Source organism: Pseudoalteromonas sp. S1727, from assembly GCF_005886375.1.
Lineage (GTDB): Bacteria > Pseudomonadota > Gammaproteobacteria > Enterobacterales > Alteromonadaceae > Pseudoalteromonas > Pseudoalteromonas haloplanktis.
Map to the genome: position 1 here is coordinate 15,643 of NZ_PNDT01000053.1, position 20,517 is coordinate 36,159.

18 protein-coding genes are annotated in these 20,517 nt (G+C 40.1%); 6 read left to right on the top strand and 12 right to left on the bottom strand.

What is annotated here, in order from left to right:
* Window positions 1–3: 3 nt before the first annotated feature.
* The 3 genes from gluQRS to CWB85_RS13230 form a co-directional block, all read right to left on the bottom strand.
* Window positions 4–951, bottom strand: a complete 948-nt coding sequence (gluQRS, locus tag CWB85_RS13220) for a tRNA glutamyl-Q(34) synthetase GluQRS (protein ID WP_138555142.1) — start codon at window positions 949–951, stop codon at window positions 4–6.
* A gap of 16 nt (window positions 952–967) precedes the next feature.
* Window positions 968–1,411 (bottom strand): RNA polymerase-binding protein DksA, encoded by a 444-nt coding sequence (gene dksA, locus CWB85_RS13225; protein WP_016708552.1) that lies wholly within the window; start codon window positions 1,409–1,411, stop codon window positions 968–970.
* Window positions 1,412–1,684: 273 nt separating this feature from the next.
* Window positions 1,685–2,686 (bottom strand): AraC family transcriptional regulator, encoded by a 1,002-nt coding sequence (locus CWB85_RS13230; protein WP_138555143.1) that lies wholly within the window; start codon window positions 2,684–2,686, stop codon window positions 1,685–1,687.
* Window positions 2,687–2,830: 144 nt separating this feature from the next.
* Between CWB85_RS13230 and CWB85_RS13235 the strand changes: the two genes are divergently transcribed.
* Window positions 2,831–5,377: a penicillin acylase family protein gene (locus CWB85_RS13235; protein ID WP_138555144.1), complete on the top strand. Its 2,547-nt coding sequence runs from the start codon at window positions 2,831–2,833 to the stop codon at window positions 5,375–5,377.
* On the opposite strand, the gene sfsA is transcribed toward CWB85_RS13235, so the two are convergent.
* The gene (gene sfsA / locus CWB85_RS13240) at window positions 5,367–6,086 is read right to left on the bottom strand and encodes a DNA/RNA nuclease SfsA (RefSeq protein ID WP_138555145.1); all 720 of its coding nucleotides are present in this window, start codon (window positions 6,084–6,086) and stop codon (window positions 5,367–5,369) included. The two genes, CWB85_RS13235 and sfsA, sit on opposite strands and share 11 nt — an antisense overlap.
* An 80-nt stretch (window positions 6,087–6,166) precedes the next feature.
* Between sfsA and pepB the strand changes: the two genes are divergently transcribed.
* Both pepB and CWB85_RS13250 read left to right on the top strand, forming a co-directional pair.
* Complete coding sequence (gene pepB, locus CWB85_RS13245; RefSeq protein ID WP_016708556.1) at window positions 6,167–7,462, top strand: aminopeptidase PepB; 1,296 nt, start codon at window positions 6,167–6,169, stop codon at window positions 7,460–7,462.
* 192 nt (window positions 7,463–7,654) lie between these two features.
* A complete protein-coding gene (locus CWB85_RS13250) occupies window positions 7,655–8,221 on the top strand; it encodes a phosphoribosyltransferase (RefSeq protein WP_016708557.1) in 567 nt (188 codons plus the stop codon).
* A 208-nt stretch (window positions 8,222–8,429) separates the two neighbouring features.
* On the opposite strand, the gene CWB85_RS13255 is transcribed toward CWB85_RS13250, so the two are convergent.
* The 3 genes from CWB85_RS13255 to CWB85_RS13265 form a co-directional block, all read right to left on the bottom strand.
* On the bottom strand, window positions 8,430–10,574 hold the full coding sequence (locus tag CWB85_RS13255) for a YjbH domain-containing protein (protein WP_016708558.1): 2,145 nt from the start codon (window positions 10,572–10,574) through the stop codon (window positions 8,430–8,432).
* Window positions 10,575–10,729: 155 nt separating this feature from the next.
* Entirely contained in the window at window positions 10,730–12,643 is a 1,914-nt protein-coding gene (locus CWB85_RS13260) for a hypothetical protein (protein WP_016708559.1), read from the bottom strand.
* Between the two features lie 354 nt (window positions 12,644–12,997).
* Window positions 12,998–13,654 (bottom strand): Crp/Fnr family transcriptional regulator, encoded by a 657-nt coding sequence (locus CWB85_RS13265; RefSeq protein ID WP_016708561.1) that lies wholly within the window; start codon window positions 13,652–13,654, stop codon window positions 12,998–13,000.
* 269 nt (window positions 13,655–13,923) lie between these two features.
* On the opposite strand from CWB85_RS13265, the gene CWB85_RS13270 reads away from it, so the two are divergent.
* Window positions 13,924–14,148, top strand: coding sequence for a uroporphyrinogen decarboxylase (locus CWB85_RS13270; RefSeq protein WP_249314868.1), 225 nt, complete (start codon window positions 13,924–13,926; stop codon window positions 14,146–14,148).
* A gap of 19 nt (window positions 14,149–14,167) precedes the next feature.
* Here CWB85_RS13270 and CWB85_RS13275 read toward each other — a convergent pair whose 3' ends face one another.
* Entirely contained in the window at window positions 14,168–15,826 is a 1,659-nt protein-coding gene (locus CWB85_RS13275; protein WP_138555147.1) for an amidohydrolase, read from the bottom strand.
* 150 nt (window positions 15,827–15,976) lie between these two features.
* Between CWB85_RS13275 and CWB85_RS13280 the strand changes: the two genes are divergently transcribed.
* The gene (locus CWB85_RS13280) at window positions 15,977–17,608 is read left to right on the top strand and encodes a methyl-accepting chemotaxis protein (RefSeq protein WP_016708564.1); all 1,632 of its coding nucleotides are present in this window, start codon (window positions 15,977–15,979) and stop codon (window positions 17,606–17,608) included.
* A gap of 26 nt (window positions 17,609–17,634) precedes the next feature.
* Here the strand turns inward: CWB85_RS13280 and CWB85_RS13285 are convergent, their stop codons facing one another.
* From CWB85_RS13285 to CWB85_RS13300, 4 genes are all read right to left on the bottom strand, one after another.
* On the bottom strand, window positions 17,635–17,871 hold the full coding sequence (locus CWB85_RS13285) for an EF-hand domain-containing protein (protein WP_016708565.1): 237 nt from the start codon (window positions 17,869–17,871) through the stop codon (window positions 17,635–17,637).
* Between the two features lie 12 nt (window positions 17,872–17,883).
* Window positions 17,884–18,120 carry an EF-hand domain-containing protein gene (locus CWB85_RS13290; protein ID WP_016708566.1) on the bottom strand — a complete coding sequence of 79 codons (237 nt, stop codon included), beginning with the start codon at window positions 18,118–18,120 and terminating at the stop codon, window positions 17,884–17,886.
* Window positions 18,121–18,252: 132 nt separating this feature from the next.
* Window positions 18,253–18,480 carry a hypothetical protein gene (locus CWB85_RS13295; protein WP_016708567.1) on the bottom strand — a complete coding sequence of 76 codons (228 nt, stop codon included), beginning with the start codon at window positions 18,478–18,480 and terminating at the stop codon, window positions 18,253–18,255.
* Window positions 18,481–18,503: 23 nt separating this feature from the next.
* Entirely contained in the window at window positions 18,504–18,731 is a 228-nt protein-coding gene (locus CWB85_RS13300; RefSeq protein ID WP_138555148.1) for an EF-hand domain-containing protein, read from the bottom strand.
* Window positions 18,732–19,049: 318 nt separating this feature from the next.
* On the opposite strand from CWB85_RS13300, the gene CWB85_RS13305 reads away from it, so the two are divergent.
* Complete coding sequence (locus tag CWB85_RS13305) at window positions 19,050–20,516, top strand: sensor histidine kinase (protein WP_138555149.1); 1,467 nt, start codon at window positions 19,050–19,052, stop codon at window positions 20,514–20,516.
* Window position 20,517 lies beyond the last annotated feature (1 nt).

A 20,517-nucleotide genomic window follows, 5' to 3' on the forward strand; every position in this document is an offset into this window, starting at 1 on the left:
TTTTTATTTGTTTATATGCGTAAATAGGGTTGCTTGGCTGTGTGGGTTTTGTGAAACTTGAATTTCGGCCACTTTAGGCACGCTTTGCAAGCTGTAATGAGTGATAGCCCAGCACAGCATTTTTTCAATACTTAGTTCAATTAGTTCAGCTTGTGGGGTCAAACCTAAAAATTCAAATGCGTTGAACAGTGCCGGTTTTGGGTTGTCTTTGGCAATCGCTGGGGCATAATTTTGTTTCGATAATTTAAAACCAGGTTGTGCAACTGCTAATGGTAAATGTGCGTAATGTGGGGCTGTATGATTTAACTGTTTAAATAAGCTGAGTTGTCGAGCAGTCGGTTCAAGTAAATCAGCGCCACGCACAATATGAGTTATGCCTTGAGCAATATCATCTGCAACCACCACCAATTGATAAGCAAATAAACCATCGCTGCGTTTTATTAAGTAATCTTCACGGGCTAATTCTTGGTTTATTGTTACTGCACCTTGGATAAGGTCATGATACTGGCTGATGGGGTGCTGCTGTATTAAGCGTAAGGCGCTGTGGCGTTGCGAGTGGTTTAGGTGACGGCAATGGCCTTGGTATATTCCACCGAGCGCTTTGATCTGTTTGCGTGAGCAGTGGCAAGCGTAAATAAGTTGCTGCTTATTTAATTGCTCAATGGTGTGTGCGTATAAATCGTGACGCTGGGTTTGATAGACAACCTCTTCATCCCAATGTAAGCCATAGGCTTCAAGGGTTGTTAGAATATCTTTGGCTGCCCCTTGTGCGACACGTGTGGTGTCAATGTCTTCTATTCGGACTAACCAAGTTCCCTGGTTGCTTTTAGCGTCAAGGTAACTGCCCACAGCCGCCACAAGTGAACCAAAGTGAAGTGGCCCAGAAGGTGACGGTGCAAATCGACCGCGGTAGTTGCGCATAGGCGCAGTAATAACGGCTGTGGTAGACATTGATTAATTACAAAAATTAACCGCGTCCAGATTGTTTTTCTTTGATTTCCGCAAGTGTTTTACAGTCTACGCATAAATCTGCTGTAGGACGTGCTTCTAAACGACGAATACCAATTTCAATCCCGCACGAGTCACAAAAACCAAAATCATCTTCTTTAATGAGGATAATTGTTTTTTCAATTTTTTTGATCAGTTTACGTTCACGGTCACGAGTACGCAGTTCTAAAGAGAACTCTTCTTCTTGTGCGGCACGGTCAACTGGATCAGGGAAGTTAGCTGCTTCGTCTTGCATATGCGATTTAGTACGGTCAACTTCATTGCGTAAATCGTTGCGCCATGCTTCCAAAATAGTTCTAAAATGAGCGCGTTGTGCCTCATTCATATACTCTTCGCCCGGCTTTTCCTGATACGGTTCTAATCCGGCCTGAGCCAATAACCCTAATTTTTTTTGGTCTGGCATAACTTTCTCCTAAATCCTTAATATAATGCCCAGCTTTAGCCGGCGGCTATAAATAACAGAATCCTATGGCCTAGGCAAATTTATTTTTAATTTATTGGCTGCGGTTAAATAATTTTCACTGGTTAAAAACACAATTTGAAAAAATTATAATGGCTGTTTAACCAGTTAGCTATTTTCTAACTGGCCTAGTTATATGGGCAAAAAAATGAAAAGCAACTCAATTTTTTTACATCTCTTGTAATTACCTAGTTCTGGATGACGAATATCTTAAGGTTAATTCTGCCGCTGGCATGGTTTATAGGTTAAAAACTTTTTAGGGGTACAGCCATACCAGCGTTTAAAGGCACGTTGAAAAGCACTTTGCTCACAAAAACCTAGACGACTCGTAATCTCCAGAACACTTATTTTTTGTTGCAACATTAGTTTGGCATGGTACTTACGCAGTTCATCAACCAATTGTGAGTAACTACAGTTTTGTGAGTGTAAGTAGCGTTGAAAACTGCGTTTTTTGAACCCTAAGTGATAAGCGGCTTGATCGACGGTAGGCACGTGTGGAAAGTGAGCGGTAATAAATGCTTTGAGTTGATTAATTTCGTCGTGTTCGCTTACTAATGTACTTGCCTGAGCGGCAAGTAAATACTCAAGGTCTTTATTGGCATTATGTAATGGGCTAGTTAATAAGCTACTTTTGAAACATAAGCAGTTATGGTTCGCGGAAAATTCAATAGGGCAATTAAATACAGCTTTATAAGCTCGCAAGCTCGTCGAGCTTGGTTCCAAGCGCCTAAGCTGTACTTTCTCTAGTGCTAACTCAGCTGTGTTGTAGCAGCAATGCTTAGCAAACGATAACCAACTGCTAAATAGTTCATCGACCATGTGATGTTGAATGTCGACGTTGGGTTGCCAAGTTAAATAACTTAGCGATCCTTCACTACGCAAGGTAATGGTGCCAATATTGCGAACAAGAGTGTTGAGTTTTTGAGCGTGTAATAAGACCTTTGCTAATGACTCACTGACCAATGCTATATGGCCTAGCAGTCCCCAACTTTGTGTTTTTAATGATTGCCCAAATTTTAAACCGATATGATCACACTGTAATGACTGCTCTGCGTAACTCATTAGTTGCTCATAATCTTGGACTGGAAATCGATAATTGCTTTCATCTAAATAACGAGCACGTGTTGTCAGTACGGCTGTAAGTTTGGCCGGTGCAATGCCTTGTGCTATTAAAAAGTGCACGAGTGCGCGAATAATTTGACTACTAACAACGTACATAGCGAGCTATTTTGTAGAGTGAATAACAGAGTAAGCTGCATTAGTTGGCGCGCAAAGTCAATTTTTTGCGTGAAAGGTCAAGATTTAGTTCATTTAATAAGGCAAGGTAGCCAATGGAACAAACAATAATGGATAGGAACCCCAATGAAACTTCACACACTTTCAATTAGTATTGCTGCGGCATTATTGCTCAGCGCATGTAGCTCTGATGACGATAAAAACGTTATTACGCCACCACCTGTGGTTGTGGAACCAACGCCAGAACCTGCCCCAACCATTACCGCTTTTGACGACGACAATAAGCTCGATGCTAATATTCGTTGGACCACATTTGGTGTGCCGCATATTACAGCGGATAACCTTGAAAGCTTAGCTTTTGGCAGTGGTTATGCTTATGCAAAAGATCATGCGTGTTTGTTACTCGATCAAATTGTTAAAACACGTGGTGAACGAGCTAAGTTTTATGGCCCCGATAAAGTACCGGGTAGTGGCGATTCTGGGCATTTAATTTCTGACTTTGGTTACAAAGCATTGGGCGTCAATGAGTATGCCAAAGCGCACTATAGTGAACTTAATGAAGACAGTCGTGCGCATTATGAGGGGTTTGTGCAAGGCTTTAATAAATACGTAAGCGATACAGGAGTAGATAACTTAGCTCCAGAGTGTGCATCGCAACCTTGGGTGTTCGCATTAACGCCAGAAGACATGTTGGCTTACGCTATGGCAACGGTACAATTAGCCAGTTCTGCAAATTTTCTAGATTTAGCGTTTTTAGCAAGCCCAGGTGATGGCGATGAGTATTTACCAACCCCAGTTGCATCGGCTGCAAGTGCGGTCTCCAGTGTTGTCAAAAATCTTAACCAGCAAGCAAAAAGCTTTAAATTAGAGAAAAAGTACCAGCATCTTGGCTCAAACGGTTGGGGGCTTGGTAAAGATAAAATGGCCAATGGCAAAGGAGGATTATTAGCTAACCCACATTTCCCACATGAAGGTAATTTACGGTTTTGGCAATCACATTTAACCATTCCTGGCGCTATGAATGTAATGGGGGGCAGTTTGCAAGGCATGCCAGGGGTTATCAATATTGGTTTTAATGAGCACGTTGCATGGACTCATACATTTTCTACAGCGCGACACTTTTTAATTTATCAATTAGCGTTGAATGAGAATGACCGAATGAGTTACAGCGTTGAAGGTGATAACCACACAATTACGAGCAAAAAAGTTACCGTGGAAGTGGCTGTTGCACCAGGCATGACCATTAATTTAGAGAAGGAGTTTTATTACAGCCACCATGGTTTGATGATCGAAACGCCAGCTGCAAATGGTTTAGGTTGGGATGATAGCCAAGCATTTACTATTAAAGATGCTAATGAATTTAATATGGATGTAGTTGCTCAGTGGTCGGCTTTAAACCAAGCTCGCAGCCTTGATGATATGAAAGCCTCATTTGCTCAGTTTGATGGTGTGGCGTTTAACAACACCATGGCAACAGATAAAGCAGGCAATGTATTTTATGTTGATGACAGTACGGTATTAAATGTGAGTGATACTGCTAACATGGCTATTCGTATCCAACCTGAGCTTGTTGCACTGCGAGAATCAACAGGGTTTGATTTAGTACCCGGCAATTTAAAAATATTTGAAAGTAACGGTAATGTTCCTTTTGAAAAGGCCCCGCAATTGCACCGTACCGACTATGTACAAAACTCCAACGACAGCTACTGGGTTACTAACCCTGAGCGGCCATTATTGGGTTTTGCTGCGCAATATGGTGATGTACATCAGCCGCTATCATTGCGTACTCGCATGGGATTACAGTTATTAAAAGACGGTGCTGGTGAGGATGGTTTATTTACTTTAGATGAACTCGAAACCGCACTGGTAGGCGATCGTATTTATCTTGGTGAGCTGGTGTTTGAGCAGCTTATTACACAATGTAAGGCACAAGGCGATACGCCAGTCATGCTAAGTAACGGTGATAGTATTGATTTAACTCAAGCATGTGACGTTTTAGCGCAATGGAATGGTGCTATGAATCTAGACACGAAAGGTGCAGCGCTTATTAGGGAGTTTGCACATTTATTCGATCCTAAAACCCACCTTGGTGATAACTTTGATGTAACTGATCCTGCTAATACACCAAACACCTTACGTATTGACGGCTCGGCACTGGTTACGTTGGCACATGCTGTTGCTACATTGCAAAGTAATGGTATTGCACTCGATGCAACGCTTGCGCAAATGCAATTTGTAGAGAAAACATTGGCTGGTGGTAACGCGAGTGGCGAAAAATTACCGTGGAGTGGGCCAATGCATGTTGAAGGTGGTTTTAATGTATATCGTTATGATCGCAGCGGTACCACGCGCTCAACCTTGATCCCGTATATTGATCACCAAGCACTAAATGATGCGATTACTGGCCAGCCTTTGCGCTCTAATTTAACAGCGTCAGGTTATCCAGTGAATTATGGCTCAAGTTGGATGTTTGTTATGAACTTTACCGATGATGGTCCGGTTGCTAAAGGGATATTGACGATGTCACAAAGTTCAGACTCAACCTCTGATCACTTTGATGATCAATCACGTTTTTATTCTGAAAATGCGACGCTTAGACCACTACTGTTCAAGGATGAAGATATAAACCTTAATTTGATTGGTGAGATGGACGTGTCACTAACTAAGGAATAAATGGAATTCTTTCGGCCAGAGTTACCTCTTTGGCCGAAATTTTCGCTTTATAAGCCAGTACTTCAACACCGACAGCAATTGCTTGGGTTAATAGTTGCGCGTATTTTTCATCGATATGTTTTGCCGCACTAACTTGGCTAATGCCTTCATGTAAAACAGCAAAAAATAAAACAGCACGTTGGCCTTGTGCAACCATGTCGATTAATTCGCGAATATGTTTTTGTCCGCGTAAGGTCTGCGCATCAGGAAAATAGCCTTGGCCACTCAAAGGAGAGTCTTTACTCAGTAAAGTGACAGACTTTACTTCAATATAGCAATTCGGGCGTTTAGAATCACTGAGTAAAAAATCAATACGACTGTTCTCTTGGCCGTATTTCACTTCACTTTGTAGTTGCTCATAACCACTTAACTCAGTAACCAGATTAGCGTGTAGGGCTTCTTCGACCACTTTATTGGCTACCGCCGTGTTTACACAAATTAATTGTTCAAATTGATTCTGGGTCAACTCGAGTGAATGAGGGTACTTACGTTTGGAGTTATCACTTGTTGAATAAAATGCGGCAAAGTCAGGCTCAGCGCAGCCGGTCATTTTTCCTGTATTAGCACAATGAGCTGTAAATTCAGAGCCGTCCTGTAGGCGTAAATCGGCTAAAAACCGTTTGTAGCGCTTAATTAATGTGGCTTGTTGTAATGGCTTAGCAAATTTCATTATTTAGTCTCATTCGGTTGGGAAGTTGTGCCAGCTATAGTAGACTCAGTGTCACTATATAGCGCAAAGAGTATTCTAACATGTCTGAAAAATTTGTTGTTCAATTAAGCGAGCAGGGTGCTGCATCGCATTGGGGCGAAACCGCCATATTATCTTTCAATGAGCAAGGTGCAACCGTTCATTTAGCTGAGCAAGACACATTGATGAAAGTGCAAAAAGCCGCGCGCAGTATTGCCAATCAAGGTGTTAAGAATGTAGTACTTGCGGGTGATTGTTGGTGTACTGAAACGCAATGGGCATTTTATCAAGGTTTTGTATCACCTAAAACATTAGCTGGTGTTGAGTTTGTAGAAAATGCAAAAACCGACAGTAAAGAACTTGAGTCATTATTACGCTCTGCTACCTGGGCGCGTGAAATGATCAATGGCACGGCTGATGATATTTTTCCTGAGAGCTTAGCTGGTAAGGCGGCTGAATTTATTCAATCATTGGCGCCTGAGCATGTCAGTTATCAAATTATTAAAGGTGATGCGCTACTTGAACAGCAATGGATTGGTATTCATGCGGTTGGTCGTGGAAGTGAGCGCCCGCCAGTATTACTAGCGCTTGATTACAACCCAACAGGTAATGACAACGCACCGGTAGATGCCGCTTTAGTGGGTAAAGGGATCACTTTTGATTCGGGTGGATACTCAATTAAGGCCAGCGAAGGTATGCTAGGCATGAAGTGCGATATGGGGGGCGCAGCAACAGTGACTGCTGGCCTTGCATTAGCCATTAGCCGTGGAATTAATAAGCGTATTAAATTATTTTTATGCTGTGCTGAAAACTTGATCTCAGGTCACGCTTATAAGCTAGGTGATATTCTTACTTATAAAAATGGCACAACTGTTGAGATTGTAAATACGGACGCAGAAGGCCGTTTAGTACTTGCTGATGGCCTTATGGCTGCAGGGGAAACTGGTGCGCCACTTATTATTGATGCGGCAACACTGACTGGTGCAGCACTGGTTGCTGTTGGTCAAGAGTACAATGCTTTATTTGGCCTTGATAAAGAGTTTGTACGTGAAGTGGAAGGTTTTGCAGAGCAAGAAATGGAAGCTGCATGGCCATTACCGCTTGAAAAGTGGCATCAACAAAACTGTCCTTCGCCGTATGCTGATACTGCAAATAGTCGTGCGCAAAAAGGTGGCGGATATGGTGGTGCATCAAATGCTGCGGGCTTCTTATCGCGCTTTGTACCCAATGATGGCAAAGGTTGGGTACATATTGATTTAGCTGCGGCGTTTAATATGGGCAGTACTAGCCAGTGGGCGGCAGGCGCTACAACGGTAGGTATGCGAACCGTAGCACGTACCTTGTTAGAAAAAGCATAAATTTAATATGCGAATAAAGCGCCTACGTGTGTGAGTTACTTCACTTAGGCGCTTTTTTATTATCTGAAAAATAGTAATTACAAACTCAAACAAGCTTTTCTTATTTTTTTACTGTAAAATCACGCCCCACTTTGTTGTTCAAGGTTGCTTTACACTACACTTGAATGATCTACTTACACTGGGGTTTCTATTATGTCTGATAAGACTTACATCACAGCGCAGCAACTACTTGAAGATTCTTTTCGTGTTGCAGCACAAGTTTACCAAGATGGTTTTCGTCCTGATTTTATAATTGGCATTTGGCGAGGTGGTGCTCCAATTGGTATTGCAGTGCAAGAATACTATGATTATAAAGGAATAGAAACAGACCATATTGCAGTGCGTACGTCATCTTATTATGGTATCAACCAGCAATCTAAAGAAATAAAAGTACATGGTTTACATTATATTATTGAGAATGCCAATGCCGGTGATTCATTATTGATCGTTGATGATGTTTTTGACTCAGGTCGCAGTATTTTTGCACTAAAAGAAAAGCTATCAGAGTTGATGCGTTTAAATTTACCACAAGATATTCGCGTTGCTTGCCCATACTATAAGCCGAAAAACTCAAAAGTAGACATGAAGCCTGATTACTATATTCATGAATCAGATGAGTGGCTAGTATTCCCACATGAGCTCTCGGGTTTAACTCCTGATGAGATCATCGCTGGCAAAACGGATTTAGTAAAAATACACGATATACTGTTAGAAAAATAACTCTTCATACAGGGGAATGTTAAGCGAATTAAGTGCTTATCCATTCTAGTGGCTGAGCAAAGCGTAAACAACATTAGTGATTTTTGAGTCGCATAGTTACATGCTAAAATTCAGCTTGGTTATCACTTGGCTTATCTGCCACTGTGAATGAGCCGCAACTTAACACTCTTGGAAAAAGGCCTGAATAGGCCTTTTTTAATATGTGTTATTATTTATACGTTTCGTATGCTTCTTTTAATCGTGCTAAGTGAGCATAAACATAGCTACTCGACATACGATCTTGGTTTAGGAAAGTTTTATCGAGGTCTATAGATGATGCAGGCGTTATAGCACTTGCAGTATTAATCAAATTAACATCTTGGTTAATAATAGTATTCACACTATGAGTCCAACTTTGCGTGCCTTTAACTTGCCAATTTCCAGCATCCATATCTTTGCGAGGTGATAATGGAATACTAAAACCAATGCCTACTTTTTGGACGTCTGTATCGCTGTAGATTATTGCTAAGTTAGCATCACCAAACCAAAACTTGGTCTCGAATTTATAGCCGCTATCTTCATTCCAGAACTGCCCCCCTGTTAAATGGAAAGACACATCTTTTTCAGCCCATAAGTAACGATATGAAAGTAATGAATAATCACGTTTGTCGGTGTTGTAATCTTTATATTCGAAATAGCCAATTTCAGCTTTTAATTTATGGGCTCCAGCAGGACTTTGCCAAGCGGTTTCATTGGTGATCCCCATAAAGTCATAATAGTCTTGGAATAAGCCAACTTGAGTTTGATTATAAATATTGAACGGGAGAGAGAATGTTTGATAGGCCACAGCGCGTTTAATTCCGGTTTCCTGACGAGAGTTTGAAAAAGCCGAACCTTCTTCAAAATGATCGGAGTTAGCTACATTGACTTGACCAGTGATATTAATTCCAGCACCTTGCCATAGAGGCACGTTTAAATCAGCTTGTAGGGCTAATGAGTAGTCAAATACCCCCAGCTCGGTTGCATACCTAGATGAAAGCGATGGTGAAAATGTAACTCGCGGCACAAAGTAAGGGCTGGTGTTTGCAGCACTACCTGCCCACTTAACTGCTGTCGTGTTGTCATCACTAAATTGAGTACTGATCATTAAATCAGGGGTAATATTCTCATCGATAAAACGACGATAATTGTTTAAACGTCCACTAACTTGTAGCAACGGAATATCTAATTTTGATAAGCGAACAATAAACTCATTATTAGAGTCAGTAAAATTCTCGGTAATACGCCCTAATACGAGTCCTAAGGCATCAATTTCATTGCGATTAAATACCGAGTTTTCAAACTCAACTATGATTTTCGCATTGTCACTGATACCAACACGAATATTCTCAAATCCATCGTTGACTAAGCTATTTTTAAGGTTATGGATTTGATGGTTGTTATTTTGCTCAGTCGTAATAGTTGTTGTAGCACTATTTGTCGTTTCAGCTTGGTTTGTTGATGGTTCTTTTACAGTAGTGGGTAAACCTGGATTAGAATGGGTGGTTACAGTGAGCTCTGAAGTTGTATTTGCAGGAGCTGCTGTGTGAACTACAGGTTCTGGCGCAGGCTTTGGTTTTGTGTAATTCGCTTGCGCTTCATCACTAAGTGGCATGCTGATATTGACGCCCCAATAAGTATCATTGTCAGCAAGTTCAGTATTTGAATAAAAGCGGCTATTAAATGAAACAGTCGCAATGTCGTATAGCCACTCTTTAGGTACGGTAACACGTGCGCCTAAATTGAATGCTTCAGCATCATGTTCTGCGAGCACTGAGAGCCAACTAAAAGGTTGGTATTCAATACCTGCAAATACACCGTCTAATTGCCCTGTGAGTGTGTCTGATGCGCCTACACCGGCACTAAAGCGGAAGTCCCATAATTGTTTCGAAGCTACAGCATAAAATGCTTCATATTGATTAGCGGCACCACCGACATCTTTAGCTCCAATAGCAATACTAAACCAATCCTTTGGAATAAAAGGAACTTGATATTTGGCATTAAATGATAGATCGCGTATTTGATCTTTGTTTTCATAGCTAAATGTAATGTCGTGCATTGTTGATGAAGTAATTCGTCCGCTTACTTCCAAGCCATCAAAAAGCCCAGCAGAAAAGGTAAAGTTATGACCGTCGGTGTATTTTCCTCTAATTTCTAGCTGGTTACTATAACCAATATCAACATCACCTTTATTAATTACTTCAGCTGTAGGGGTATGAAAAATACCTGTAAATCCATTATATGCAATACCATGATTAATGTTTTGATCGGCAAAAACGGAGGTACTGGCACTAAGTGCGCAAAGCGTTGCGAGGGTTGTTTTCTTATAAGTCACGTGATTAACCAATTTAGATTAGAATTAGGTTTTAAATCCTTAAAACCCGGTAATTATTTTAGTTATAAATACTATAAACCAAAAATAACCTAATAACGAGATAAACAAAAGCCGCGCAAATGCGCGGCTTTAATAAAAAATCGTTCTACCCTTGATTAAGAGCCTGAACCAGAACCTGAGCCAGAAACTGGCACGGTTTCAACTTCACACACTACAGGGATATCAAATGTAGCTGCAGTTGTGTTTGCCGCTACAGGAGTTGATGTCCATACATTCGTGTTGTAATCAAGGTAACTAGCAGAGTAAGTTCCGCCTTGCTCTAAGTTCAGGTTGAAAGTACCTGTAGAGTAAATAGTTTGTTTGAAAGAACCATCTTTAAACAATCTAACCAGTGCAGGTGTTGCAACAGGCGGAGTATTGACTTCAAAATCACCCGTGTTACTACATACTAACTGAGTTTTGATTTGCTTAGTTACAATTGTTGGTGGAGCAATTGTAAGAGTTAGATCTTTATCTTGTAAATCACAGATATTGCTTACAGATAGTGCAGATGGAGCGCCATCAGTGTTAGTTGATAAGCCATCTAATACGTTTTGACCATTGCGTAACACTTTAACTTTCACAGGGAAACCTGGCGGTCTTCTAAACGTTGCTGATGCATAATTACCGTCACGGCTAGTATAAGAGCTTCTATAGCCATTAACTTCAAGTAAAATAGTCGTTTCAGCTTTATTAGCGTCACCATTATTATCTAAAATATTGAATTTCACACTTGAACACTTGCTGTTGTTAAAGTAATCAAGATTCCAGTAAGATAAGTGATTTACATCAACTGAAACATCAAATGTTGACGCATTGCCGCTATCAGTTACTTCACCGTAGCTTTCGAATCCCCATTTACCAGCATCTTCATCATAGCTCCAAACTGGGAAAATATCACCAGCGGCAATTTTACGAGCTACAGGAGCTGAAACTGTACATACGCCATTTTTAAAGCCATTTGCTTCAGCATAAGCTTTAATATCAGCTGTACCAGCTGGTAAAGTTACAGGACAAGGGTTCGATGTTTTCTTATCTACCTGCATAGCCACAGTAATTGTATTGTCATTACCGTTAGCATCTTTACCAAAGGTACTTACTTTGTTACCAGCATCATCAACCAGTTCAATAGCAACAAAGCCACCAGAAGTGAATGAACCTTCAACTTGCTCAGTACTGTTAGGATCAGATGCTACAGATAGAGCTAGACCACCAGGAAATGCATCTAACGATGATGAAGTGGCAGCAGCTGAATCAGCTTCTTCATCATTACGTGTTGCTTCATTCGCAAAGTAGGCAACTGTCATTTTTGGAACGGTCGCTAATGCTGTACCATCTTTAGCTAGGAATTGCGTGCCACTTTTAATTTTAACTGTTGAGCCACCAACTGCAACACCCGCTTTGTTAATTGCTTGTGGTAGAGCGATTTCTGTTTTATCGCCAGAAACTGATAAACCCGATGCAGGGTCGTACGATACTGTGGTATTTTCCCCAGCAGGTACAAGTTCTTCTAATGTTTTAGTATCAGCAACAATGGCTACATCAGAATTCGCAAGAGTGCGAGGTGTTAAACGAATCTCTTGGGCAACAACGTTATCAGTAGTTGACAGCGTTAGTGTTCCTGAGTTGTTCAAAAAACCATCAGCAGAAATAACATAGTCATAGCTAACACCTTGAGCAGGGATAGAACCCACAGTAAATGCGAACGAGCTAGCAGTTGATGACTTGTCAGTCTCAGCTAAAGCGTTACCTGCTGCTGTTAAAAGGCCGTCTTCAGATGAAGTGAAGCTAATCATAGCTGTTACCGTGTCAGCTAAAGGAGCACCTGTTACATCCACGATATTAACAGTTACTGAACCAGCTTGAGCTTCTATCGCTACTGGTGGAACAGCAACATCAACAGTTTCTTCAGGTGGGACTGGAGGCTTAACATAATCGTTGTTGTCATTGTCACTAAAACAGCCACTTAGTGTTGCCGTTAGACCAAGTGCAAGAGCTAGCTTGGTGAGCTTGAATTTATTATTTCCCATAATCGTTACCTTTCTTTCCTTTCTCTTTAAAGTAAACAGACTTAATTGCAGTTCTATAAATGTATCGAAGCACGTACCAGATCAGGCTTGCACCTATAATACAATAATTGGTTAATCAAGGATAAGCGCACATTATATATACGTCAAGTGAACATTATATATACTTTCATTAATTAAATAAGAAAATTGTTACCAGCGGAATGTAAAAATTCACTGTTTAATTTTTGAGCGTTTCGCGTAATCCAGTTGTTAGGTTGCTATGCTAAAGTAGTGGGCTGCGCTTGTAAATGTAAATAGTTGTATCATAGTTAGTGAAACGTTGTTTTTTTCTGCTAAATTTTGGCGCTCAGTCATCTATAATTGTGAAAAACTATCTACGTAATCGCTAAGTCTATCCAAGTCGACCGCTTTTAGACCATTATTTGAGCGAGCAACTAAACCTTTTTCTACTAATTCAGAAACTACGCGACGATAAGCCCGCTCTGTGGTGGCAAAGCGTTCTGCTTCAGCATTAACTGTTGGGTATGCACGCAATAGTGTTGGGTTGTTTTTTTCTGCGCGTAATAAGCAATCTTTAGCAATATTATAACCTAATGGTAATAGTAATTTGTCTAAGTTAATTTTTTGGTTTTCTTGAAACTTAGCGGCAATAGTTTGCGCTGTGTATAAACTGAGCTCTGGTTTTTCAAGTAATAAAGCACGCCAGTGTTTTAGCTCTATTAAGTTGTAGCTAACATCACTAAAGCAAGTAACAGTATAAATGCAAGGGTTATTGTTAAGCGCTTCAATTTCGCCAATTAGGGTATTGTTGCAATCTAGCTGGCCTAGTAGCAAGCGACGACCATTACCTACATCATAGCTAAACGATATAGTCCCACTTCTGACCAATACTAATTTGCTCAGAGGCTGATCTTGGTGGAGCAAGACTTCTTTTTTTGAGTGTTGATAACGACTGCCAGCAAACGTAAGTAGCTGGTCGACGAGATAGCTGGAAAAATGATATTGAAACATCAACAATGCCCTTCGGACAATTGTCCTATTTATTACACCTTAATGACGCTAGCATTAAGACTCTGAGAATTTACGCTAACTTACTAGTTTAGTTAACGAGATTAATTAAACTTAATACCTATATCCCGTGTAATGATTATAAAAAGTGTGCTTTAAAGCTGCTTTGGGTTTTTAGTAAGTTAGCCTTTTTATACTGTTGCTATATTGTGGAATATCTTTGTGTAAACTACAACATTTGCAATGCTAACCTAAAGTATCGGAGAGAACAAATGAGTTGGGAATATTTGGGCTATTTAGCCTCGGCTTTACTAATTGTCTCTCTAACCATGAGTGATGTGAGCAAACTTCGCTGGTTCAACCTTGCCGGTTGTATTGCATTTACAGCATATGGGGCTGCGATAGCTGCTTGGCCTGTAGCTATTACCAATGGTTTACTGACATTTGTGAATATATATCATTTATTAAAACTTAATCGTCAGCAAAAAACGTCATAACAACTCGCCAATCGAGTTGTTATGACTCCGATGGTTGTTCTTGCGCTTTTTGATAGCGCAGCTCGCCCCCAATCCATGTTTGGTTAACTGTAATAGTAAAAATGTCTTCGACTGGGACTTTAAAATAATCTTTATCAATTAAAATAAAGTCAGCCCATTTACCTTGCTCTAAACTGCCTAATTTAAACTCTTGATGTGCGGCATAGGCTGCACCTAATGTGAATGCTCTTAGCGCATCTTCTCTGCTGAGCGCTTCGCTAACACGCCACCCCTCAGCTGGTAACTGATTGTGATCTTGGCGAGTTATTGCTGAATACAAACCATCAAATGGATTAGCCAGTTCAACAGGGTAGTCAGAACCGGCGGCTACAACTGAGCCTTGCTTTAAAAAAGTCTGCCAAGCATAAGCGCCTTGCAACTGGGTGTCGGCAAGGCGTTGCTCAGCCATATGCATATCAGATGTGGCGTGCACAGGCTGCATTGATGGAATAATTTTAAGTGTTTTGAAACGAGGAATATCAGCAGGGGTAACTATTTGTGCGTGCTCTATGCGGTTACGCAATAAAATACCGCCCGTTTTTTTAAACACGTTTTGATAAGCATCCAATACAATATGGTTTGCCTTATCACCAATAGCATGGGTATTCGCACTAAAACCATGGCTAAAGCTTAATGTGAAAAGTTGCTCTAGTTTTTGCTGAGTCTCTAGCATTAAACCTTGGTGGTTTTTTCTATCGGCGTAATCATTTAGCAACGCAGCACCGCGACTTCCCAAAGCACCATCAGCGTATATTTTTACACTGCGTATTGACATAAAGTCGTTAAGATCTTTGTAGCGCCCAGCCCTGAGCATGCTTTCAAGTGCAGGATCCGTTGCACTGAGCATGGCTACTATACGCAGTGGTAGTGTGCCTTGCTCCGCTCTTTGCTTATAAATTTGCCAGGTTTGTTTATCAATACCGGCATCATGAGTTGAAGTTATTCCTAAACTTACAAGGTGTTGGCCTGCTTGAGTTAATGCATTGCTTACGTCTTGATCGGATGGAGCTGGAATATGTGCAGTGATCAAGCGCTCGGCCTTATCGATGAAAATACCACTTAGTTTACCCGTTTGGTCGCGAATAATTTCACCGCCCGTGGGGGCTTGTGTTGCGGCGGTTAACTTTGCCAGTTCTATCGCTTTACTGTTAACCCAAATCGCGTGACCATCTATCCGTGAAAGCACTACCGGAATATCTTTTACAACTTTATCTAAATCAGCTGCCGTAGGAAATTGCTTGTCAGTCCATAACTCTTGATTCCAGCCGCGGCCAATTATCCAGCCATTTTTATTCTTGGCAAATAGTGCTAGCTGCTGCTGGATTTGTGCAATCGAGGTCGTGCCGCGTAAATCGAGCTGGGTTAAATTATTACCCAATCCTATAACATGGCCATGGGCGTCTATTAAACCAGGTAACAGGGTCTGTTGCTCAGCATCAAAAGACTCTGCATCAGGAAAGCTGCTTTTTAGTTTATCGTCACCGACTTTAACAACTTTACCGTCTTTAATAACCAAGGTAGAAAATTGTTGTAATTGGCCGCTATAAGTTGGTGTGTAGCCATTCGCGTTATAAACCACTTTAGTATCAGCGATAGTAAAGAATGATAAAAAGAGCAAACAGCTCAATAAGCATTTCATTGTTAGTATTCTTTTAAGTGCCCTTGGTAGTTAAACAGTAACAGAGAATGACGAGCCTGCAAATTAAATAGCCTAAAAATATTTATAGTTTAATATTTTAAGCTATGCTTATGAATTAGTTATTATTAATTTATTTTAATCGGAACATAAATGAAGCTTAACCAACTGGCTATGCGTAGCAAATTCATACTCTTATCAGCTTTAATATGCATCATTTTTATTGTTGCGATGGCATTTATTAAAGTTGCTAATAATCAAATAGCAGCAGGTTTTGAGCGCTTCTATCAACATAATTTTATGGTAACTAAGCTCAGTGCAGATCTAAAGCAAGCTCAAGATGGCATTTTATCTGGGGTAAGGGGATTGCAAGTTGTTTACTTACTCGGCTTAAAAGAACAAGCACCTGAGTTACTCAATAGTATTGATAAAAATGTTGCACTAACAATGCCACTCATTCAACAAATTAGCCAAGCGTATAAAGGTGAAGCTAATTTACTTATCAGATTAAAAAATAACTCGCAGCGCTACGAGCAAGCAGCAATTCAATTTAAGCAGGCAATGGAAAGCGCAGCTGATAATAAAGCGGATTATGCTATCTATCGTGAATTTGTGGACTCTCACAATGCGTTAACCGATTTTTTTGACGAGTTTGAAAAAATCAATGTCGCACAAGTTGCAAAAGCGCAAGCCGCGGCGCAGCAATCCATTGATTTTGCAAATACAGTATTTTATTTATCAATTTTAATTGCGCTTGGTTTAGCTGTGTTATTTAGCCATATGTTGTCGCAAAAAGTGGTGATGGGATTAACGATTGTGAGCGAAAGTGCCCATGCTCTACAGCGCGGCGAATTAGATCACTACTCTCAAGTAGAAGGTGAAGATGAAGTTGCTGATTTAAGTCGTACCTTAGATGCTACAATTCGTCACTTAAATACCACACTGGCCACTATTCATAACTCTGTAGCACAGGTTAATAATCATAGTGATGAGTTACTCAGTTCAAACACTCAAATTCAAACGGCTACCTCTGAGGTCTCTGATCATACAACACAAGCTGTCACTGCAATTGAAGAGTTATCTGTCACCAGTAAGAGTATTGCAGTAAATACTGCTGAGTCAGCGACAGCTTCAGATAGCATGATGCAACTTGCCAATAGTGGATTAGAGGCGTCTGAGCAAACCAAAGAGGCGGTGAGCCATTTACTAGGCACATTAAACGAAACATCAGACGTTGTTGATCAACTGCAAAGTGAATCCAGTAAAATTGAGACGATCCTTGATGTGATCCGTAATATTTCCGAACAAACTAATTTACTAGCACTCAACGCTGCAATTGAGGCTGCCAGAGCGGGTGAGCAAGGGCGCGGTTTTGCTGTGGTGGCTGATGAAGTACGCACCTTAGCTCAGCGTTCTCATAGTTCAGTAAACGAGATTGAAACAATGCTTGGGCAGCTTCGTTCTGCAAGTCAAAATGCAGTGACTATGATGGCTGATAGCACAAGAGTTGCAGCACAAGCTGAAGATAAAATGGATGAAAGTAATCGCTTATTAAAAGAGATTATGGAAATGATCAATCAAGTAAACGACCAAACACAGCAAATAGCAACAGCAGCAGAGGAGCAATCAGCGGTTGCTGCTGATATTAGCCAAAATATGCATACCATCCACACTCTAACCGATACCACCGCTGATATTTCGCAACAAACTGCGAATACCAGCAATAGTATGGCCGAACAAAGTCAATTGGTTTTAAAGCAAGTTGCATTCTTTAAATTAAATTAACTTTGCGACAGTGGTATAATCTACACTTACTTATTAGCGTACATGCTAAATTCTGCCAGCGATAACTTGTTATCTTTATCGCTGTCGTAATTTTTAAAGCGTGACCATAGTGCAGGATCTTTCGCTGACTCTGAGCGAGTGAGCAACCCGTCTTGATTACGGTCTAAGTTTTTGAATTGTTCGGCAATGCTATCAGTTGTTGCAAAACTGCTACAGCTGACAATAAGGAGTAAAGCATACCCTAATTGTATGGTGTATTTCATTGGTGAAACTCATTAATGCAGGTTATTAGTTAAAAAGTTCTTAAATTCGACGAGTGAAATCTTGTTATCTCGGTCAGTATCCCAACGCTGAAACTGTTTTATAAGCTGTGGCTGGGCATCTAACTCATTTTCGGTTAAGTAACCATCTCTATTGTTATCTAAATGATCAAAACGTTGTTTTACATCCAGCGCCATAGCATTAAAGCTGCTAGCTAACATTACAGTTAATGGTACTAATATGCTTTTCATTGTTAAGGTCCTTTTAGTTAACTTGAGTCAGGTTAGCGAGTAAAAAGATAAAGTATTTGCCATAATTTAAATCCCAACATTAAATCCGTTTACACATTCCCTCCGGGATTATGGCAAATACTTTAAAGTCTTTTAAATTTTAAAATTAGCAAACTCTTGCTCTGATAACACCTCGTCGTTGTTATCATCTAGATCAGTAAACTGCTTCAATAAAGCATCATTTTGCTTCGCTTCAAGTAATGATATTTGTCCGTCAGCGTTAGTATCTAGTTGTGCAAATTTAACGTTTAGCTGCGATGCTAAAACGGTGGCGCTAATGATTAAAAACATTAATGAAAAGGCGGCGATAAGTTGTCTCATAACTGAATTTCCTTATGGGTAAGTTATTGTAAAAACTGCTTAAATTCAGTCATTGATATTTGACCATTCTGGTCTTTATCAATTTGCTCAAAGCTTTCATGCAAGACTGCATCTTCCGAAGCTTCGGCTTCACTTAATGTGCCATTGCTGTCTTTATCAAGCTCTGCGAAGGTAGCCTCAACATCCATTGCAAAGCTATTAAAGCTAAATAGGGCGCAGCAACATAAACACAGTGGAGCTAATACTTTCATATAATTACCTTATAAACAGTTGTTGCTTCAGGTATTACAAAAATGATGCCAATAATACTTTTATTTAAATATCAGTGGTTTATGGTTTTTTGGTGAAGTTCAGTGTGAAATAATGACTCAATACTGTGTCTTTTTTGCAACAGTTTTTTGTGCTTTTTAATAAAATTACTTAAAAACAAATGGTTAAGTTGTTTCAATTTAGCGTCAGTAGTTTTACAGAGGCTATAAAGTTCATCTTATTCATTATTCTTATTGATTCAGCTAGTGTATAAGTAACACCTTTCATAATTCAATATTTAAACTAAAGGAGTAGCGACAGTGGCCTCACTCGCTAAAAAGTACAGCGCTTTACTTCGTTGGCGACCTAATTTAATTGGCCAGTTTTTATTTAGTACTTTGTTATCTTTACTGCCATTGTCATTGGTAGTGATTGTGTTTTTAAATGCGTTGAACAAACAGCTTGCCGTAACTCAACAAATCGTCAGTGATAACTATCAAATAACCAAGTCATTTAATAACCTAAAACAAGACCTTAATAGTTTAGAGCGGGCAACGCGACAAAACTGGGTGCTAAAAAGTGAATCGCTTGATGAATTGATAGTTGATAAATGGCAATCGTCGTTGCAAAGTATTGATGAACTGACTTTTATTAGTCCTACAGGGGATTATATTAACCAATGGCAGCAACTTGCCAAGGAATTGCAGCTAGCGCATACACAGCTTGTTAGCGAAGGGCTACAAGATGCGCAATTATTTATTCCGGTGAGTGAATTAATCGCTCGTCAAACCTTATGGCTAAGAGATCAAAACGAACTACAAATAACTAAAAACCAGCAACAGTTAAAAGCATTACAAAATTCTTTTATTAATTGGCTGATAGCCCTTACTCCGTTAACGTTACTCGTAGGTGGTGGTTTTTTGTGGCGTATAAGTGGTCGATTGAAAGGCTTAACCTCAGTTATTGATAAACTCGGACAAGGTCATTGGCAGCAAAAAATATCTGTACAGGGTTCTGCTGAACTGGTTGAACTGGGTAATAAATTACAATGGGTGCAAGAGCAATTGCATCAATTAGAGCAACAAAAAGATACCTTTTTACGCCATGTTACCCATGAATTGAAAACTCCTTTAGCATCAATGGTGGAAGGGACCGACTTATTAACCGATGAAATCGTTGGGCCAATTAACAAAGAGCAGCAAGCCGTACTGGAGCTTATCACCCAAAGTATGGTGCGCTTGCGAGCAATGATAGACAGTTTGCTCAGCTATAATGCAATTCGCAGCAGTAAAGAGGACTTAAGTGAGTTGGTTTTTTCGCAATTAATAACCAAAATAAACAATCACTTTGAGCACCGTTTAGTGGCACGCAAACAAAGTTTATGTTGGCATTGTGATTTACCTGAGCAGCCGCTGGAAATAGCAGCAGAGCTTGTTGAAATGATTTTAATACAGCTAATTTCTAATGGCTTGAAGTTTTCACCGCAACAGCAAGCAGTTGATATCCATTTATCGTTAGCGGGCTCTACCTTAAAAATGATCGTCAGTGATCAGGGCACAGGTATTCAAGAGCAAGAAAAGTCACATATTTTCAGTGCTTTTTATCAAGGTAAAAATGCTAAAGATGTGACTGCGCAAGGGAGCGGCTTAGGGCTGACAATTGTTAAAGAATCTGTTGAGCAATTAATGGGAACTTTGCTGCTTGAGCAGAATGAACCACAAGGTTGTCGTTTTATAATTCAAATCCCAATCATCAATCCAACCAATAAAAACCAAGGAGTTAATTAGC

Excerpts from the sequence above, each read along its gene's own strand:
- CWB85_RS13230 (WP_138555143.1), bottom strand. The coding sequence starts at position 2,686 with ATGTACGTTGTTAGTAGTCAAATTATTCGCGCACTCGTGCACTTTTTA.
- CWB85_RS13250 (WP_016708557.1), top strand. The coding sequence starts at position 7,655 with ATGTCTGATAAGACTTACATCACAGCGCAGCAACTACTTGAAGATTCT.
- CWB85_RS13295 (WP_016708567.1), bottom strand. The coding sequence starts at position 18,480 with ATGAGACAACTTATCGCCGCCTTTTCATTAATGTTTTTAATCATTAGC.
- pepB (WP_016708556.1), top strand. The coding sequence starts at position 6,167 with ATGTCTGAAAAATTTGTTGTTCAATTAAGCGAGCAGGGTGCTGCATCG.
- CWB85_RS13280 (WP_016708564.1), top strand. The coding sequence starts at position 15,977 with ATGAAGCTTAACCAACTGGCTATGCGTAGCAAATTCATACTCTTATCA.
- dksA (WP_016708552.1), bottom strand. The coding sequence starts at position 1,411 with ATGCCAGACCAAAAAAAATTAGGGTTATTGGCTCAGGCCGGATTAGAA.
- CWB85_RS13300 (WP_138555148.1), bottom strand. The coding sequence starts at position 18,731 with ATGAAAGTATTAGCTCCACTGTGTTTATGTTGCTGCGCCCTATTTAGC.
- CWB85_RS13235 (WP_138555144.1), top strand. The coding sequence starts at position 2,831 with ATGAAACTTCACACACTTTCAATTAGTATTGCTGCGGCATTATTGCTC.
- CWB85_RS13285 (WP_016708565.1), bottom strand. The coding sequence starts at position 17,871 with ATGAAATACACCATACAATTAGGGTATGCTTTACTCCTTATTGTCAGC.
- sfsA (WP_138555145.1), bottom strand. The coding sequence starts at position 6,086 with ATGAAATTTGCTAAGCCATTACAACAAGCCACATTAATTAAGCGCTAC.
- gluQRS (WP_138555142.1), bottom strand. The coding sequence starts at position 951 with ATGTCTACCACAGCCGTTATTACTGCGCCTATGCGCAACTACCGCGGT.
- CWB85_RS13275 (WP_138555147.1), bottom strand. The coding sequence starts at position 15,826 with ATGAAATGCTTATTGAGCTGTTTGCTCTTTTTATCATTCTTTACTATC.
- CWB85_RS13265 (WP_016708561.1), bottom strand. The coding sequence starts at position 13,654 with ATGTTTCAATATCATTTTTCCAGCTATCTCGTCGACCAGCTACTTACG.
- CWB85_RS13290 (WP_016708566.1), bottom strand. The coding sequence starts at position 18,120 with ATGAAAAGCATATTAGTACCATTAACTGTAATGTTAGCTAGCAGCTTT.
- CWB85_RS13270 (WP_249314868.1), top strand. The coding sequence starts at position 13,924 with ATGAGTTGGGAATATTTGGGCTATTTAGCCTCGGCTTTACTAATTGTC.
- CWB85_RS13260 (WP_016708559.1), bottom strand. The coding sequence starts at position 12,643 with ATGGGAAATAATAAATTCAAGCTCACCAAGCTAGCTCTTGCACTTGGT.